This window comes from Streptomyces sp. MnatMP-M17 (assembly GCF_900091995.1).
Classification (GTDB): Bacteria; Actinomycetota; Actinomycetes; order Streptomycetales; family Streptomycetaceae; genus Streptomyces.
Map to the genome: position 1 here is coordinate 1 of NZ_FMDK01000140.1, position 15,859 is coordinate 15,859.

Here is a 15,859-nt window from a genome sequence, read left to right on the forward strand (position 1 = left end):
CCGGGGGCCCCGCCGTACCGACCGTATCGCCGCCATCGCGAAGGACATCCAGGCCGACGGGGGCGCGGCCGCCCACCACGAACTGGATGTGACCAGCCTGGAGAGCACCCGGTCCTTCGCCCGGGCGGCACGGGAGCGGTACGGGCGGGTCGACGTCCTGGTCAACAACGCGGGCGTCATGCCCCTGTCGACGGTGGACGCCCTGAAGGTCGACGAGTGGAACCGCATGATCGACGTCAATGTCCGCGGCGTGCTGCACGGCATCGCCGCAGTGCTCCCGCTGATGCGGGAGCAGGGCGCGGGACACATCGTGAACATCGCCTCAGTCTCCGGACACCGGGTCGACCCCACCGCCGCCGTCTACAGCGCCACCAAGTTCGCCGTGCGCGCCATCTCCGAGGGGCTCCGCCAGGAGAGCCGCGATCTGCGGGTCACGGTGATCAGCCCCGGTCTGACCCGTAGCGAGCTGACCGAGGGGATCAGTGACTCCGCGGTGCGCGAGGCCGTCCACGACCAGATGGGCATCGCGATCTCCGCCTCGGCCATCGGCGCGGCAATCGACTACGCCATCGGCCAGCCCCTGGACGTCGACATCAACGAAGTCGTCGTAAGGCCCACCGCCCAGGGCTGAACTCGGCGCTGAACGAACACAGCGCTGAACAACAGAGAAACTCAAGCCCGGGCCGACGCGAACAATTCGGCCCGGGCGCTTGGCGGTTGGGGGCAACGGCGCGGCAGGTCCTTGCGTTATTGGCATGCTACGGACATGCTTTTCCCAGCGGAATCTACCCGCATAGATCCGGCTCCGTCCTGAACGCTTCCCCCCAACCGCCGCCCCGCCGCAGGCGGACGCGGCACGCTTCCAGGAGGAACCCTTGAGCACGCGTTTCACACGCCGCCATGCCACCGCTCTCGCTCTCACCGCCGTCACCGTCGCCGCTCTCCAGGGCGTGGCGTCCCCGATCGCGGGAGCCTCGCAGCCGAGTCCGTCCGACGCCGCGCCGGTCTCGGCGGTCGGGCAGGTCGAGGACCAGACCGCCCGTGCCGTCGCCGCATCGCTCGGCGACCAGAGATGGCGGGCGCAGATACGCTCGGCGGCCCTCGCCTCGGACCAGGTCGATCTGAGCGCGCTGACCGGCCGGGCCACGGCGAAGGCCGGACAGGCTCTCAAGTCCACCGTCGCCAAGGGCGACCAGCGCATCGCCGCCGCCAAGGGGCTGGGCGCCGACACCGGTTCCCTGCTGCGGCTGCGGCTGGCCGCCGACTCCATGCGTGGCGCCCTGACGGCGGGTACGGTCCCGCTGGTCGCCGCCGCCGGCACCGATGACAACGCCGAGACGATCACCGCTTACGACAGCCGTGGCCGGGCGCACACGCTGGACGCGCGGACGACGCCGGACCGGCCCGTCTACGTCGTCGACATCGACGTCACCAAGGCCATGGCCGCGGGCCTGGGCGTCGTGGACAAGGAACTCGCCAAGCACGGTCTGTCCTCCGCCGAGGTCGCCGAGGCCTCCGAGGCCACCGCCGAGGCCACCGAGGGCTCACGGAACCGCGCCGCCGCGGCCGGCTTCTGGACCTCTCGTATCGACGCCGTCTATCTGTCCAACGACGAGGAGCCCTGGGTCTCGGGCGACGCCGAGATCTTCTCGATCGTCAGCGGCTTCGGATTCGACGGCAAGGTCCGTGTCGACACGGTGACCATGCCGTATCTGGACAACGACGGCACCACCTACTACCCGAACCAGATTCTCGTCAACTGGTCGTCCTACAAGTACAACCTCGCCGATGTCGTGATGATGGAGGACGACGGCGACACCAACTACCAGGCCCTCGCCAAGGCCATCGCGGACATCCTGCTCACCATCACCGACCAGGGCGCCTACATCCCCCTGGTCAACGCCATCCTCGACGCCATCCCGACGTCCTGGTGGACCAACGATCCCGACTACGTGGACTCCTGGTACACCCTGGGCCAGAACTCCTCCGGCCGCCTCAACGGCGCCCGGGGCAACGGCTGGATGACCATCAGCCCGTACTTCGTCGAACAGTTCTGACACCCGAGAGCCCTGTCCGGCACCTGAGTGCCCGTCCGGCCGTTCCCTGGCCGGACGGGGCTCTTGTCGCTCACGTCGCTCACGCACCTTGTCGCCTCGCGCATACGGCGCCACTTTCACAACGGTGGTGGCACAGCAATACTGTGTCACTGAGTCCCACCGAGTCGATTCGGTCCCACCGAGTCGATCTGTCGACCCATGGCAGCCGGAAGCGAGGTGCGGTCCATGGCCACCGAGACCGGAAGGCCGACGCTCACGGTCGACGAACTCGCCGCGCGGGCCGGCGTCACCGTGCGTACCGTACGGTTCTACAGCAGCCGCGGGCTGCTTCCGCCGCCGGTCATCGGCGCCCGCAGGATCGGGCACTACGGACCCGAGCATCTGTCCCGGCTGGCACTGATCGAGGAGCTTCAGCGGCAGGGCATGACACTCGCCGCGATCGAACGCTATCTGGAACAGTTGCCGCCCGATCTCAGCGCCCGCGATCTGGCGATCCACCGGGCGCTGGTCGCCTCCTGGGCGCCGGACTCGCCGGAGAACGCCACCCGGGCGGAGCTGGAGAGCAGGGCGGGACGGGCGCTGACGGAGGACGACATCGACCGGCTCGCCGCGATGGGCGCCCTGGCCCGCGCCGACCGCCCGGACAACGACCGCCCGGACACCGATCGCCCAGACACCGACGACACGGACAGCTACCGCCCCGATACCTACCGGCTGGATCCGGCGCTGCTGCGGCTCTGCGTCGAGCTGCTCGACGTACCCATCGCACAGGAGACGATCCTCGCGGCCCGCACCGTCCTGCTGGAGCACACCCGTGAGGCGGCACGCAAGCTGACCCGGATGTTCCGGGACGAGGTGTCGCCCTCATACGGACGGGACGCGTCCGGTCCGGAGCAGATCGCGGCGGTGAAGTCGCTCTCCGCGCATATGGAGCCGCTGGTGGTACAGGCGCTGGTCACGGCGTTCCAGCGGTCGCTGAAGGAGGAGCTGCGGGCCGCGTTCCAGGCGGCGGCGGAGTGAGTGCGCGGTAGTACGCGCGGTCCACGCGGCCCGCACGTACAACCTGTCTCAACGGCGCCCGCTCTCCCCCGTCCTCGCCCGCTCCCACTCGCCCTCACCCGTCGCCGAACGTCTCGCCCTTCTCCGCCTTCTCCACCAGCAGCGCGGGCGGCTCGAAGCGCTCTCCGTACCGTCCTGCGAGCTCGCGGGCGCGCGCCACGAAACCGGGCAGCCCGCCCTCGTAGCCGTTGATGTACTGGAGCACTCCGCCCGTCCAGGCCGGGAAGCCGATGCCCATGATCGAGCCGATATTGGCGTCGGCGACCGACGTGAGAACGTTCTCCTCCAGACAGCGCACCGAGTCCAGCGCCTCGGAGAAGAGCATCCGCTCCCGCATGTCCGCGAACAGATCCCGCGCATCTGCCTTTCCGAAGTGCTCCCGCAGTCCGGGCCAGAGCCCGACACGCTTGCCGTCCGCGTCGTACTCGTAAAAGCCCGCGCCGCCCGCGCGTCCCGTACGGCCGAACTCGTCCACCATCCGGTCGATCACCGCGTCCGCCGGATGACCGGTCCAGGTGCCTCCCGACTCCTCCACCGCGCGCCTGCTCTCGTCGCGGATCTTCCGCGGCAGGGTAAGTGTCAACTCGTCCATCAAGGAGAGCACCTTGGCAGGATAACCGGCCTGCGCGGCGGCCTGCTCGACCGATGCGGGCTCGATGCCCTCGCCGATCATCGCGACGCCCTCGTTGATGAACTGCCCGATCACCCGTGAGGTGAAGAAGCCGCGCGAGTCATTGACGACGATCGGCGTCTTCTTGATCGCACGTACCAGATCGAAGGCACGGGCGAGGGCCTCGTCGCCCGTCCGCTCGCCCTTGATGATCTCGACCAGCGGCATCTTGTCGACCGGTGAGAAGAAGTGCAGTCCGATGAAGTCGGCGGGCCGGGAGACGCCTTCGGCGAGCAGAGTGATCGGCAGGGTGGAGGTGTTGGAGCAGAGCAGCGCGTCGGGCTCCACGATCTCCTGGATCTCCTGGAACACCTTGTGCTTGAGCGCCGGATCCTCGAATACCGCCTCGATCACGGCGTCACAGCCCGCGAGATCAGCGGGATCGGCGGTCGGTGTGATACGGGCGAGCAGCGCGTCGCGCCGGTCCTCGGTCGTACGGCCACGCGAGAGCGCCTTGGCGAGCAGCTTCTCGGAGTACGCCTTGCCTCGCTCGGCCGCGTCCTGCGAGACATCCTTCAGGACGACATCCAGACCGGCGCGGGCGCAGGAGTAGGCAATGCCCGCGCCCATCATTCCGGCGCCGAGGACCGCGACCTTGCGCACCTCGCGCGGTGGAATGCCCTGCGGGCGGCTCGCGCCCGAGTTGACAGCCTGGAGGTCGAAGAAGAACGCCTGAATCATGTTCTTGGCGGTCTGCCCGGTGACCAGCTCGGTGAAGTAGCGGGCCTCGACGGTCTGCGCGGTCTCGAAGTCGACCTGCGCGCCCTCGACGGCCGCCGCCAGGATATTGCGCGGCGCCGGGAAGGGCGCGCCCGCGAGCTGCTTCTTCAGATTGGCCGGGAACGCGGGCAGATTGGCGGCGAGGCGCGGGCTGGACGGCATACCACCGGGAATGCGGTAGCCCTTGACGTCCCAGGGCTGTACGGACTCGGGATGGGCATCGATGAAGGCATGGGCCGCCGCGAGCATCTCATCGGCGGTGGCGGCGACTTCATGGACGAGCCCGGCCTCCAGCGCGCGCCGCGGCGAGTACTGGGTGCCCTGGAGCAGCACCTTGAGCAGCGCGTCCGCGATGCCCAGCAGCCGTACCGTACGGGTGACTCCGCCGGCCGCGGGCAGCAGTCCGAGCGTGACCTCGGGCAGACCGATCTTCGATCCCGGCGCGTCGAGGGCGATCCGGTGGTGGCAGGCGAGGGCGATCTCGTAACCGCCGCCCAGCGCGGCCCCGTTGATGGCGGCGACGAGGGGCTTGCCCAGGGTTTCGAGGCGCCGCAGGGCGTGTTTGACGGCCATGCCGCTCTCGAAGACGCGCTGGGCGTCGGCCGGGCCGACCTTGATCATGTCCTTGAGGTCGCCGCCCGCGAAGAAGGTCTTCTTGGCGGAGGTGACGATGATGCCGCGGATGCCGTCCCGCTCGGCCTCGGCGCGCTCGGCGATCGCCGCGAGCGAGTGCCGGAAGGTCTCGTTCATGGTGTTGGCGGACTGGCGTGGATCGTCCAGGACGAGGGTGACGACGCCCGATCCGTCCTGTTCCCAGCGGATGGCCGAGGACGCCTGGGGGGTGGACTCGCTCATGCTGCTGCTCCGTAATCCATGACGGGGACGAAGGAAGAGAGGGCGGGACGGGTCGGCCGGTCGGAACGATCGGACAGAACGGTCAGACGCGCTCGACCACGGTGGCGACTCCCATACCGCCGCCGACACAGAGCGTCACCAGTCCGTACCGCTGGTCCCGCCGCTCCAGTTCATCGATGAGCGTGCCGAGGATCATGGCCCCGGTGGCCCCCAGCGGATGGCCGAGCGCGATGGCCCCGCCATTCACATTGACCTTCTCCAGCGGGAGCCCCATCTCCTCCACGAAGCGCAGTACGACCGCGGCGAACGCCTCGTTGATCTCGACCAGGTCGATGTCGTCGATCGTCAGTCCGGCCTTGGCGAGGGCCTTGCGGCTCGCGGGCGCAGGCCCGGTCAGCATGATCGTCGGCTCGGAGCCGGAGACGGCGGCGGAGACGATCCTGGCACGCGGAGTGAGCCCGTAGCGCTCGCCGGTCTCCCGGGAGCCGATGGCGACGAGGGCCGCGCCGTCCACGATGCCGGAGGAGTTGCCCGCGTGGTGGACATGGTCGATCTTCTCGACCCAGTGGTACTTCTGGAGGACGACCGCGTCGAAGCCGCCGACATCGCCGATCGTGGCGAACGACGGCTTCAGCGCGGCGAGCGAGTCGGCGGTGGTGCCGGGACGCAGATGCTCGTCGCGGTCCAGGACGGTGAGTCCGTTGCGGTCGAGGACCGGTACGACCGAGCGGTCGAAACGGCCCTCCTTCCACGCGGCGGCGGCCCGCTCCTGGGAGAGCGCCGCGAACTCGTCCACATCGCGCCTGCTGAATCCGCCCAGAGTGGCGATCAGATCGGCGCCGATGCCCTGCGGTGCGAAGCCGGTCGCGAAGCTGGTCATCGGGTCCATGGCCCAGGCACCGCCGTCGGAACCCATCGGTACACGCGACATCGACTCGACGCCGCCCGCCAGGACCAGATCCTCCCAGCCGGAGCGGATCTTGGCCGCGGCCAGATTGACGGCTTCGAGCCCGGAGGCGCAGAAGCGGTTCTCCTGTACGCCGGCGACGGAGTCGGGCAGTCCGGCTGCGATGGCCGCGATACGGGCGATGTCCGAACCCTGGTCGCCGAGCGGGCTCACCACGCCGAGGACGATGTCGTCGATCGCCGCCGGATCGAGTCCGGGCAGCCGTCGGCGCATCTCATGGATCAGTCCGACGACGAGATCGATGGGCTTGGTGCCGTGCAGGGCGCCATTGGCCTTGCCGCGACCGCGCGGAGTGCGGATCGCGTCGTAGACGAACGCTTCGGTACTCACGGCGACTGCCTTTCGCTGAGATGAGAAACGGGACGCGCGACGGTTCAGGAGTTCAACACTCGACTCAACTGTCCTCCTTCGCGGGCACAGGCGGCGAGGGCTCGGCGAGCGAAGGCGCGGCTGCGGAAGGCGCAGCCACGGAAGGATCGGCGGGCGAAGGCAGTTCCCAGTCGCGGGCGATCTCGGCGGTGTCCGCCCCCGGTCTGGCGGGCCCACGGCGCACCGAGCCCGGCGTGACGGAGAAGCGCGGCGCGGGCGCCGGCTGGACGAGCCCTCCATGATCGATGAAGGTGCCACGGGCCACGAGATGCGGATGGACGGGGGCCTCGCGCAGCGAGAGCACCGGAGCGACACAGGCGTCGGTCCCTTCGAAGACCGCCGTCCACTCCGCGCGTGTCTTCGTCCGGAACCGGGCCGCGACGGCGTCCCGCAGCTCGTCCCAGCGGGCGAAGTCCTTACGGCTCGGGACCTCGTCCGCGATCCCGAGCCGCTCGATGAACTCGTTGTAGAACCGCGGCTCCAGCGGCCCGACCGCCATGTACTCACCGTCGGCGGTCTCGTACGAGCCGTAGAAAGGGCTGCCGCCGTCGAGCAGATTCGCTCCTCGCCGGTCCTGCCAGCCGCCCGCGCCCATCATGGCGTGGATCATGGTCGTGAGATGGGCCGTCCCGTCGACGATCGCCGCGTCCACCACCTGGCCCGTACCGTCCGGTGTACGGGCGTGCTGGAGCGCCGCGAGCACTCCGATGACGAGATAGAGGGCGCCGCCCGCGTAGTCACCGAGCAGATTCGCCGGAAGGGCCGGCGGCTCGTCGGCCTTCCCGATCATGGAGAGGGCACCGCTGACGGCGATATAGCCGATGTCGTGCCCGGCGCGCTCGGCGAGCGGGCCCTCCTGGCCCCAGCCGGTCATCCGTCCGTACACCAGGCGCGGATTACGGGCGAGACACTCCTTGGGACCGATACCGAGGCGCTCGGCGACTCCGGGACGGTAGCCCTCGATCAGCACATCGGCGCGCTCGGCCAGATCGAGTACGCGCGCGGCGCCGTCCTCGGCCTTGAGGTCGATCAGTACGGAGCGCTTGTTGCGATTGGTCAGATCATGGGCCGGATCGATACCGAGGCCGGCCCCGCCCGGGCGGTCGATCCGTACGACATCGGCGCCGAGGTCCGCGAGAGTCATGGCGGCGAACGGCCCCGGCCCGATTCCGGCCAGCTCGACCACGCGTACGCCGGTCAGCGGGCCGTTCTCCGTCGTTGCCATCCTGCCCCCAGCACTGTGACACAACTGATGTAACAGCAATGATGCTAAGAAGGTTGCCGCACTCCGCACAACCCCTGTGGAGAGCAAGCGCTTGGTTTCCTCCCGCGTCCTGAAGATCCCTCCCGTTCTACCGCCCGGCGGCCGGCTCGGCACGCCGAGCAGCTCCAGGCGGCTACGCGGTGGCCTCGCGCAGCGCGCGGCGGCAGAGGGCGTCGGCCCTGCGGGTGGACTCGGGAAGGCGGTAGTCGGGCGTCAGCCGCAGGGTGTGAGCGCAGGCGGTGGCGAGGTCGACACGGTGGCCGACCGAGACGAACACCGGCTTGACGTCCGGCTGCGTGCGCAGCGCCCGGCCGACCTCCTCGCCGTCGTCGGCCAGCAGCGGCGAGGAGTCACCGCGCCCGGCGCCCGGCTGTTCGTACGAGAAGGCGAAGGGATTCTTCGCCACACCGAACACCGGCAGCCCGGTGAGCACGCCGAGATGCGCGGCGAGGCCGAAGCGGCGCGGATGGGCCAGACCGTAGCCGTCGCAGACGACAAGGCCCGGGTCGGAGGTGAGGGCGTCAAGAGCGGCGAGGACCGTGGGAATCTCCCGGAAAGCCAGCAGTCCGGGGACATACGGGAAGGTGACCCGGCCGACGGCCGTCGCCTCGTCCACCACGGCGAGCGTGGCGGCGTCGAGCACGACGGCCGCCGCGGCGACGACATCGCGCACGTCGTCGTACGCCACGTCCACACCGGTCACCAGTCCCGTACCGGCCGGCGGCCCGGCCTCGTCCAGCACGACACGCCCGCGCAGCTCGTCCTGTACGGCGCGTGCCTCGGCCTCGTCCTGGGGCGTCCTGATCTGCGTCATGGTGATCACACCCTAGGCCGTGCCTGTCGGCGTCGGCCGTGTCTGCCCGCGTCTAGGCGTCAGGATCCTCGGCGGTACCGTACGCGTGGACCGCACCGGCGATCATGCCCGCCACCGTCCCGCCATAGGTCCGTACGTCGTCGGCGGGCCTGCCCAGGTTGAGGGGTCGGTAAGCGGGCATCCGGAGGGGACCTCCGGAGGGGACCTCCGCGAGTGGACGGAGGCCGCACATCGTCAACCATCAGCCGCGCAGCCATCAGCCGCGCTCGTCGGGGATCCGGGCGCCGGTCAGCTGCGCACACCGTTCGAGCAGCCCGTCCTGGAAGGTGTACGACCTGGCGGCCGGGTGGGTCTCCGCCTCCTGCTGGTGGTAGAAATACCGGCCGGTCACCTGCGCGGATTCGTCGTCACTGACGGCCAGCCAGGCCTGGGTGACGGGAGCGAGGCGTATGTCGTCGGGCGCTCCGGGGCCACCCATCCGCGTCGGCACCCACCCGGGCGTCAGCGCGTTGGAGAGCACTTCCGGCCAGCGGCGCGCCACGGCGAACGCCAGGGCGACATCGCAGAGTTTGCTGTCGGAGTACGCCTGGGACGGGTTCCACTCCCGCTGGGTCCATCCCAGGTCGAACAGGTCCGGTTCGCCGCCGCGGTGCATGGCGGAACTGAGATAGACCAGCCGGTCCGGGCGATCGATCAGCGCGGTGAGCAGATACGGCGCCACCACATTGATGGCGAAGACGTGGACAAGTCCCTCGGTGGTCAGCCGGTACGGCTCGCGGAAGCCGACACCCGCGTTGTGGATCACCGCGTCATACCGTCCCCGTTCGTTCGCCTGTTCGGCGACCTGGCGCGTATCGGCGATGCTCGACAGATCACCGACGACGACGCCGTCCGCCTCGGGCAGAGCGTGTGCGGCGTCATGGGCCCGCTCGGTGTTACGGGCGTGCAGCGTGACCTTGTGGCCCTGACTCACCAGCAGCTTCGCGGCCATCAGACCGAGCCCGTCGCTGGAACCGGTGATCAGTACGCGTGCCATCGGCCTCCTCCTTCGGCCGGCCCTTCGGGCCGAGCAGGGAGGCGATCAGCCCAGGGTGTGCGTGGCCCGCAGGGCGGTCTCCTTCGGGGCACCTGCCCATGCCGCGGCCAGGGAGCGAAAAAGCCGAGCGCCACCTCGTACCGCCTTCCCAGCGGCTAGAGTAGCACAAACATGATCATATAGTCGCTTTTCGACCGGCATGGCGCGCCGACAGGTGACGTAGGTCACCCACCTTCCCGAGCACTGATCGGGCCGCCCAGCCGTCCTTCCAGTAGGAGAGAGAACCGCGCCGATCCACCAGCGGTCCGACGAAGGGGATCAGGTCATGTCACCCGTCATCGAGCAGGCTGTACAGGCCCGACTGGTCGCTTCCGTCCCCAGAACCGAGACCGTCTCCGCGACACTCCGTTACGACCGGACCGACCCCTTCGCCGTCCGCATGGCGTTCCCGCCGCTCGCGACGCTGGAGGGCACCGAGGTGACCTGGGAGTTCTCCCGCGAGCTGCTGGCCTCGGGCATCCACGAGCCGGTCGGTCTCGGCGATGTGCGGGTGCGGCCGTTCGGCTACGGCCGTACGGTCCTGGAGTTCCACGCGCCCGAGGGCACCGCGATGGTCCATCTGCGCACCTCCGATCTGCGCCGCTTCCTGGAGCGCTCCGAGGACCTCGTCCCGGCCGGCCACGAGCATCTCCATCTGAACCTGGACCACGATCTGACCGAGCTGCTGCGCGACGCCTGCTGACGCTCCCTGCCGCGCCGCCGGCCTGCACCACCGCCGCCGGCCTCCACCGCCTCCGTCGCCAGTAAATGCTTTGACGCCCGCCCGACCGCTGCCTACGGTGGCTGACGTCCTGTTGTCGTCGATTGGAGTAGGACGTTGCTCGTCTGAGGTCCTGAGACACCGTGCCGCATGGATTCGTCCGTGTTTTCTCGTGTGTGACCTCGGCTGTCGAGCCGTCCTCCCCGACCGGGACCTCTCCCGTTCCGCGGTGTCTCCATCCGTTGCCCTGCCCCTCCCCCAGTACTTCGTACTCAGTACTTCGCAACGACCGGAGAACCGTATGTCCTCATCTCCCGCCCATATCACCTGCACCGCCCTCTCCTTCGGCTGGCCCGACGGGACGAGTGTCCTCGACGGATTCCAGCTCTCCGTCGGTCCCGGCAGAACCGGACTGATCGGCCGCAACGGATCAGGGAAATCAACGCTGTTGAGGCTGATCGCGGGCGAACTGACACCGTCCGAAGGAAAGATCAAGGTCGCCGGTGACATCGGCTACCTGCCACAGAGCGTGGTGCTCGACACCGGGCTACGGGTGGACGAGGCACTCGGTATCGCCTCGGCCCGTGCCGCGCTGCACGCCATCGAGGCGGGCGACGCGAGCGAGGAGCACTTCACCGCCGTCGGCGACGACTGGGATGTCGAGGAGCGCGCCCGCGCCACGCTCGACCAGCTCGGCCTTGGACGGATCGGACTCGACCGCACCATCGGCGAGATGTCCGGCGGCGAGTGCGTGCTGCTGCGACTGGCCTCGTTGCTGCTGGCCAGGCCCGGTGTGCTGCTGCTGGACGAGCCGACGAACAATCTCGATCTGCACGCGCGACGGCGGCTGTACGCGGCGGTCGCGTCCTGGTCCGGTGTGCTGATCGTGGTCAGCCATGACCGTGAACTGCTGGAGCGCGTCGACCAGATCGCCGATCTGCACGACGGCGAGGTGCGGTGGTACGGCGGCAACTACTCCGCGTACGAGGAGGCACTGGCCCAGGAGCAGGAGGCGGCCGAGCGCACGGTGCGTGCCGCCGAGGCCGACGTACAGCGGCAGAAGCGTGAACTGACCGACGCTCAGGTCAAGTTGGCCAAGCGGGCGCGCTTCGGCCGGAAGATGTACGACAGTAAGCGGGAGCCGCGCATTGTGATGAACCTGCGCAAGCAGGCCGCCCAGGAGTCCGCGGGCAAACACCGCACCCTGCACGCCGAGAAGCTCGCCGAGGCGAAGGAGCGTCTGGACGACGCGATGGAGGCGGTACGGGACGACGACGAGGTCCGTATCGAGCTGCCGTACACCAAGGTCCATCCGGGCAGGAGCGTGCTGAGCCTGCGCGAGCTGCGGCTGCGCCACGGAGCCGAGGCCTTGGGCTGGTTCGAGATCCACGGCCCGGAGCGGATCGCGCTCGTGGGACGCAACGGCGCGGGCAAGACCACGCTGCTGCGTACGGTCGCCGGAGAGCTGGAGCCGGTCTCCGGCGAGGCACTCGCCCATGTGCCGGTGCGCTTTCTGCCGCAGCGGCTCGATGTGCTGGACGACTCGCTGAGCGTGGTGGAGAACGTGGTACGCCTCGCGCCCGCCGCGACGAACAACCTGGTCAGGGCGCGGCTGGCGCGCTTTCTGTTCCGTGGCGCGCGGGCCGACCAGCCGGCCGGGACGCTCTCGGGCGGAGAGCGGTTCCGTGCCTCGCTCGCCGCCCTGCTGCTCGCCGAGCCCGCCCCGCAGTTGCTCATGCTGGACGAGCCGACGAACAATCTGGACATGGCGAGCGTGCGCCGGCTCACCGCCGCGCTGGAGTCGTACGAGGGCGCGCTGATCGTGGCGAGCCATGATCTGCCGTTCCTGGAGTCGATCGGCATCACGCGCTGGCTGCTGCTCGACGGAGAGCTGCGGGACACCAGCGCCGAGGAGGTACGGGAGGCGGAACTGCCGTACGCCTAGGCGCTGGCCGGGGCCAGGGTCGGGGCCGGTTCGGGGCCGGTTCGGGACCGGCTCAGGTCCGGCCCGGCCCCGAACCGGCTCCCGGCGCGGCCGGAAAACTCGACGGCCGTCGCTGTGCGTGGAGAGACTCGAGTGCCGCGGGCTTGGCGTCCGGCTTACTACGGCTTTAACCTACGGTGTCGTAACCTACGAACCCGTAGGTAAACACTCTCCCGTCCCCAGGAGCACCCGTGACACTCGTCTCTCCCCACCTCGGCAGTTCGGACGCGTGGACCGACGCCCGACTGCTGTACGCGCTGGAAGAGGTGGTGGAGAAGGAACTCAACCGTCATCTCAAGGTCGCCAAGGACTGGATGCCGCACGAGTACGTTCCCTTCACGGACGGCCGCAACTTCCCGGGGATATTCGATGACGGCGAGGCCTGGGAGCCTCAGCAGTCGAAGGTCACCGACATCGGCAAGATCGCGCTCGTGGTGAATCTGCTCACCGAGGACAACCTCCCCAGCTACCACCACGAGATCGCCAGCCTCTTCGGCCGCGACGGAGCCTGGGGCACCTGGGTGCACCGGTGGACGGCGGAAGAGGGCCGGCACGGCATCGTGATGCGCGACTATCTGCTCACCTCACGGGCCGTCGATCCGGACAAGCTGGAGCAGTTCCGGATGGCTCATATGGCGGAGGGCTTCGAGTCCGACAACCGTCACTCGATGCTGCACTCGGTCGCGTATGTGGCCTTCCAGGAGCTGGCCACCCGGGTCTCGCACCGCAACACCGGACATCAGTCCGGCGACCCGGTCTGCGACCGGATGCTGGCGCGCATCGCCACCGACGAGAATCTGCACATGGTCTTCTACCGCAATCTGCTGGGCGCGGCCTTCGAGATCGCACCTGATCCGACCATGCAAGCCGTGCGCGATGTGGTCGTGAACTTCCGGATGCCGGGACACGGTATGCCGGGCTTCGAGCGTGCCGCCGCGCAGATGGCCATCGGCGAGATCTACAACATGCGGATCCACCACGACGATGTACTCCAGCCGGTGTTGCGCTTCCTGAAGGTGCTGGACATCGACGGACTGGGCCCGGAAGGGCTCAAGGCGCAGGAGGAACTCGGTCTGTACATGGGCGGGTTGAACAGCGAGGCGAGCAAGTTCGACGAGAAGCTCGCCGCCCGCAAGGCACGGATGGCCGCGCGCGCCGCAGGCTGATCCTGGCCCTGCCCGCCGCGCTCCTGGCCCAGGCTTTATCCGGCGCTGTCGTACGTGTTGTCGGTTTTCGGGGAAGTGTTCGCCCATCCTCGTGGATGCCTCGTACGCTGTGCCGGATGAAGCCTGTCACGCGCCTCTTCCTCATAGGCGCGCCCATCGTTGTGGCCGCTGCCGTGATCTTCGGAGCCGGCGACGGCACCGGGGCGCTCGCCGACCATCCGCCGTCCTACCCGGGGCAGAGCGGCGCGCCCAATCCGCTGGCGCCCGGTGCCCTGGAGAACGAGGACGAGGTACGGGAGCGGATCGACAAAATGCCGCCCGGCCTCGCCGCTCCGGAGAAGAAGGAGATCGCCGCCCGGCTCGTGGCCAGCGCGGAGAGCTCCACGCTCGACTGGCGGAGCCTGTACGGCACCATCGAGGACCTCGGTGACGGCAACGGCTACACGGCCGGGATCATCGGCTTCTGCTCGGGCACCAACGACATGCTGCAACTGGTCGAGTCGTACACGAAGAGCCACCCGGACAATCCGCTCGCGCCGTATCTCCCGGCGCTGCGCGCCGTGGACGGCACCGACTCGCACGAGGGACTCGATCCCGGCTTCCGGGACGCCTGGGCGAAGGCCGCGCAATCCGCGGACTTCCGCACGGCGCAGGACACGATCCGTGACCGGATCTACTTCGAACCGGCCGTCCGGCTGGCCAAGCTGGACGGACTCGGCACGCTCGGGCAGTTCATCTACTACGACGCGATGGTGCTGCACGGCCCCGGAGTCGACGCCCATGGCTTCTACGGCATCCGTGACGCGGCGATGAAGGGGGCGAAGTCCCCGGACCGTGGCGGCGAGGAGAAGGCGTATCTGAACGCCTTCCTGGACGGCAGCCGGTCCGTGATCAAGGCCGGACTCATCACGGCGCAGCGGGACACGTCCCGTATCGACACCGCTCAGCGCGTCTTCCTGCGGGACGGCAACATGGCCCTCGACCCGCCGCTGAGCTGGCAGATGTACGGCGAGACCTTCCGGATCGCGGCACACTGAGGTCCGGCCCGCCCGCCACGCCCGGCTCGCTCTCCCGGCCGCCACGCGAGCGGGCCCGCGACCGGGCTGCCCAGGCCGGCTCAGTTTCCCGCGGTGCGCCGGAGTTTCTGGCGCTCCTTCTCGGAGAGCCCGCCCCAGACGCCGAACCGCTCGTCGTTGGCGAGGGCGTACTGGAGGCAGGCCTCCCGGCCCTCGCACGCGCCGCACAGCAGCTTCGCCTCACGGGTGGAGGAGCCTGGGGCCGGGAAGAAGAAATCGGGACCGGTCTGGGCGCACAACGCGCTCTCCTGCCAGGAGAGTTCGTGCTCGGTGCTCTGGGACGTTGCGGTCGCGCGGGTGGTGATGTCGGTGATGTTGATCGGCATACCCGACAGGCTGCCCGGCCGCGATAAACGGTTGCTTGACGAAGCGTCAATGCCTTTGCGACACCGGCGTGTCGGCGCCGACGGAGGGGCGCGCGTACGGGCCGTCAGGCGTCCTGCTCCACTCCCTGCATCAGCGCGAAGCGCGCGCCGCAGGGATCCGTGAGCTTGGCGAACCGTCCCACGCCCTCGATATCGGTCGGCGCGACTCTGACCGTACCGCCCAGCTTCCTGGCCTCCGACACCGAGGCATCGCAGTCCGTCACCGCGAAGTAGATCTGCCAGTGCGGTCCGCTGCCGGCCTCCGCCGGATCGGAGCCGAGCGTGACGAAGCCGCCGAACATGGCTTCCGGGCCCCGGCCCGCCGGATGCGTCATCCGGTACGTACCGCTGCCGTCGGGCATCGGCATACTGGTGGTCTCCCAGCCGAAGACCGCGTGGTAGAAGGCGTACGCGGCGCCCTCGTCCGGTGTGTACAGCTCGCACCAGCAGAGGCTGCCCGGCTCGTCGACGACGTCCAGGCCCTTGTTCGAGCCCGGCTGCCAGACCGCGAACCGGGCGCCGACGGAGTCGCTGAAGACGGCCATCCTGCCGAACTCCATGACGTCCGTGGGCCCGAGCAGCATGGAGCCGCCCGCCTGATGCACGGCCTTGGCCGTCGCGTCCGCGTCGGTCGTACGGAAGAACAGGAACCAGGCGGTCGGTCCCTCGTCGGTCGGCATGGGCATGGCGGCGGGCG

At 69.2% G+C, this 15,859-nt stretch carries 15 protein-coding genes; 7 read left to right on the forward strand and 8 right to left on the reverse strand.

Annotated features, from left to right (window positions below):
* The 3 genes from GA0115259_RS07375 to GA0115259_RS07385 all read left to right on the forward strand — a co-directional run.
* Positions 1-631 (forward strand): SDR family oxidoreductase (locus tag GA0115259_RS07375; protein ID WP_107469146.1); only part of this gene is annotated, 631 nt, incomplete at its 5' end.
* A 244-nt stretch (positions 632-875) separates the two neighbouring features.
* Positions 876-2,057 carry a DUF3103 family protein gene (locus tag GA0115259_RS07380; RefSeq protein WP_093592620.1) on the forward strand — a complete coding sequence of 394 codons (1,182 nt, stop codon included), beginning with the start codon at positions 876-878 and terminating at the stop codon, positions 2,055-2,057.
* A gap of 225 nt (positions 2,058-2,282) precedes the next feature.
* Positions 2,283-3,077: a MerR family transcriptional regulator gene (locus GA0115259_RS07385; protein WP_093592653.1), complete on the forward strand. Its 795-nt coding sequence runs from the start codon at positions 2,283-2,285 to the stop codon at positions 3,075-3,077.
* A gap of 94 nt (positions 3,078-3,171) precedes the next feature.
* Here GA0115259_RS07385 and GA0115259_RS07390 read toward each other — a convergent pair whose 3' ends face one another.
* The 6 genes from GA0115259_RS07390 to GA0115259_RS07410 form a co-directional block, all read right to left on the reverse strand.
* Positions 3,172-5,361 carry a 3-hydroxyacyl-CoA dehydrogenase NAD-binding domain-containing protein gene (locus GA0115259_RS07390; protein WP_093592623.1) on the reverse strand — a complete coding sequence of 730 codons (2,190 nt, stop codon included), beginning with the start codon at positions 5,359-5,361 and terminating at the stop codon, positions 3,172-3,174.
* Positions 5,362-5,443: 82 nt separating this feature from the next.
* Positions 5,444-6,658, reverse strand: a complete 1,215-nt coding sequence (locus GA0115259_RS07395) for an acetyl-CoA C-acetyltransferase (RefSeq protein WP_093592626.1) — start codon at positions 6,656-6,658, stop codon at positions 5,444-5,446.
* A gap of 64 nt (positions 6,659-6,722) precedes the next feature.
* Positions 6,723-7,922 carry a CaiB/BaiF CoA transferase family protein gene (locus GA0115259_RS07400; protein WP_093592629.1) on the reverse strand — a complete coding sequence of 400 codons (1,200 nt, stop codon included), beginning with the start codon at positions 7,920-7,922 and terminating at the stop codon, positions 6,723-6,725.
* Between the two features lie 172 nt (positions 7,923-8,094).
* Positions 8,095-8,775, reverse strand: coding sequence for an endonuclease V (locus tag GA0115259_RS07405; RefSeq protein ID WP_093592656.1), 681 nt, complete (start codon positions 8,773-8,775; stop codon positions 8,095-8,097).
* A 52-nt stretch (positions 8,776-8,827) separates the two neighbouring features.
* Complete coding sequence (locus GA0115259_RS41585) at positions 8,828-8,956, reverse strand: hypothetical protein (RefSeq protein ID WP_256097938.1); 129 nt, start codon at positions 8,954-8,956, stop codon at positions 8,828-8,830.
* A 75-nt stretch (positions 8,957-9,031) separates the two neighbouring features.
* Positions 9,032-9,811, reverse strand: a complete 780-nt coding sequence (locus GA0115259_RS07410; RefSeq protein WP_093592632.1) for an SDR family NAD(P)-dependent oxidoreductase — start codon at positions 9,809-9,811, stop codon at positions 9,032-9,034.
* 325 nt (positions 9,812-10,136) lie between these two features.
* On the opposite strand from GA0115259_RS07410, the gene GA0115259_RS07415 reads away from it, so the two are divergent.
* The 4 genes from GA0115259_RS07415 to GA0115259_RS07430 all read left to right on the forward strand — a co-directional run bounded on the left by GA0115259_RS07415 (position 10,137) and on the right by GA0115259_RS07430 (position 14,758).
* Entirely contained in the window at positions 10,137-10,553 is a 417-nt protein-coding gene (locus tag GA0115259_RS07415) for a spore wall synthesis regulator SsgD (RefSeq protein ID WP_093592635.1), read from the forward strand.
* A gap of 319 nt (positions 10,554-10,872) precedes the next feature.
* On the forward strand, positions 10,873-12,516 hold the full coding sequence (locus GA0115259_RS07420; protein ID WP_176732466.1) for an ABC-F family ATP-binding cassette domain-containing protein: 1,644 nt from the start codon (positions 10,873-10,875) through the stop codon (positions 12,514-12,516).
* Positions 12,517-12,746: 230 nt separating this feature from the next.
* Entirely contained in the window at positions 12,747-13,721 is a 975-nt protein-coding gene (locus GA0115259_RS07425; RefSeq protein ID WP_093592638.1) for an acyl-ACP desaturase, read from the forward strand.
* A 116-nt stretch (positions 13,722-13,837) separates the two neighbouring features.
* Complete coding sequence (locus tag GA0115259_RS07430; protein ID WP_093592641.1) at positions 13,838-14,758, forward strand: chitosanase; 921 nt, start codon at positions 13,838-13,840, stop codon at positions 14,756-14,758.
* 80 nt (positions 14,759-14,838) lie between these two features.
* Here the strand turns inward: GA0115259_RS07430 and GA0115259_RS07435 are convergent, their stop codons facing one another.
* Positions 14,839-15,123: a WhiB family transcriptional regulator gene (locus GA0115259_RS07435; RefSeq protein ID WP_093592644.1), complete on the reverse strand. Its 285-nt coding sequence runs from the start codon at positions 15,121-15,123 to the stop codon at positions 14,839-14,841.
* A gap of 104 nt (positions 15,124-15,227) precedes the next feature.
* Positions 15,228-15,859: VOC family protein (locus GA0115259_RS07440; protein WP_218104204.1), on the reverse strand; the 632-nt coding region annotated here is incomplete at its 5' end.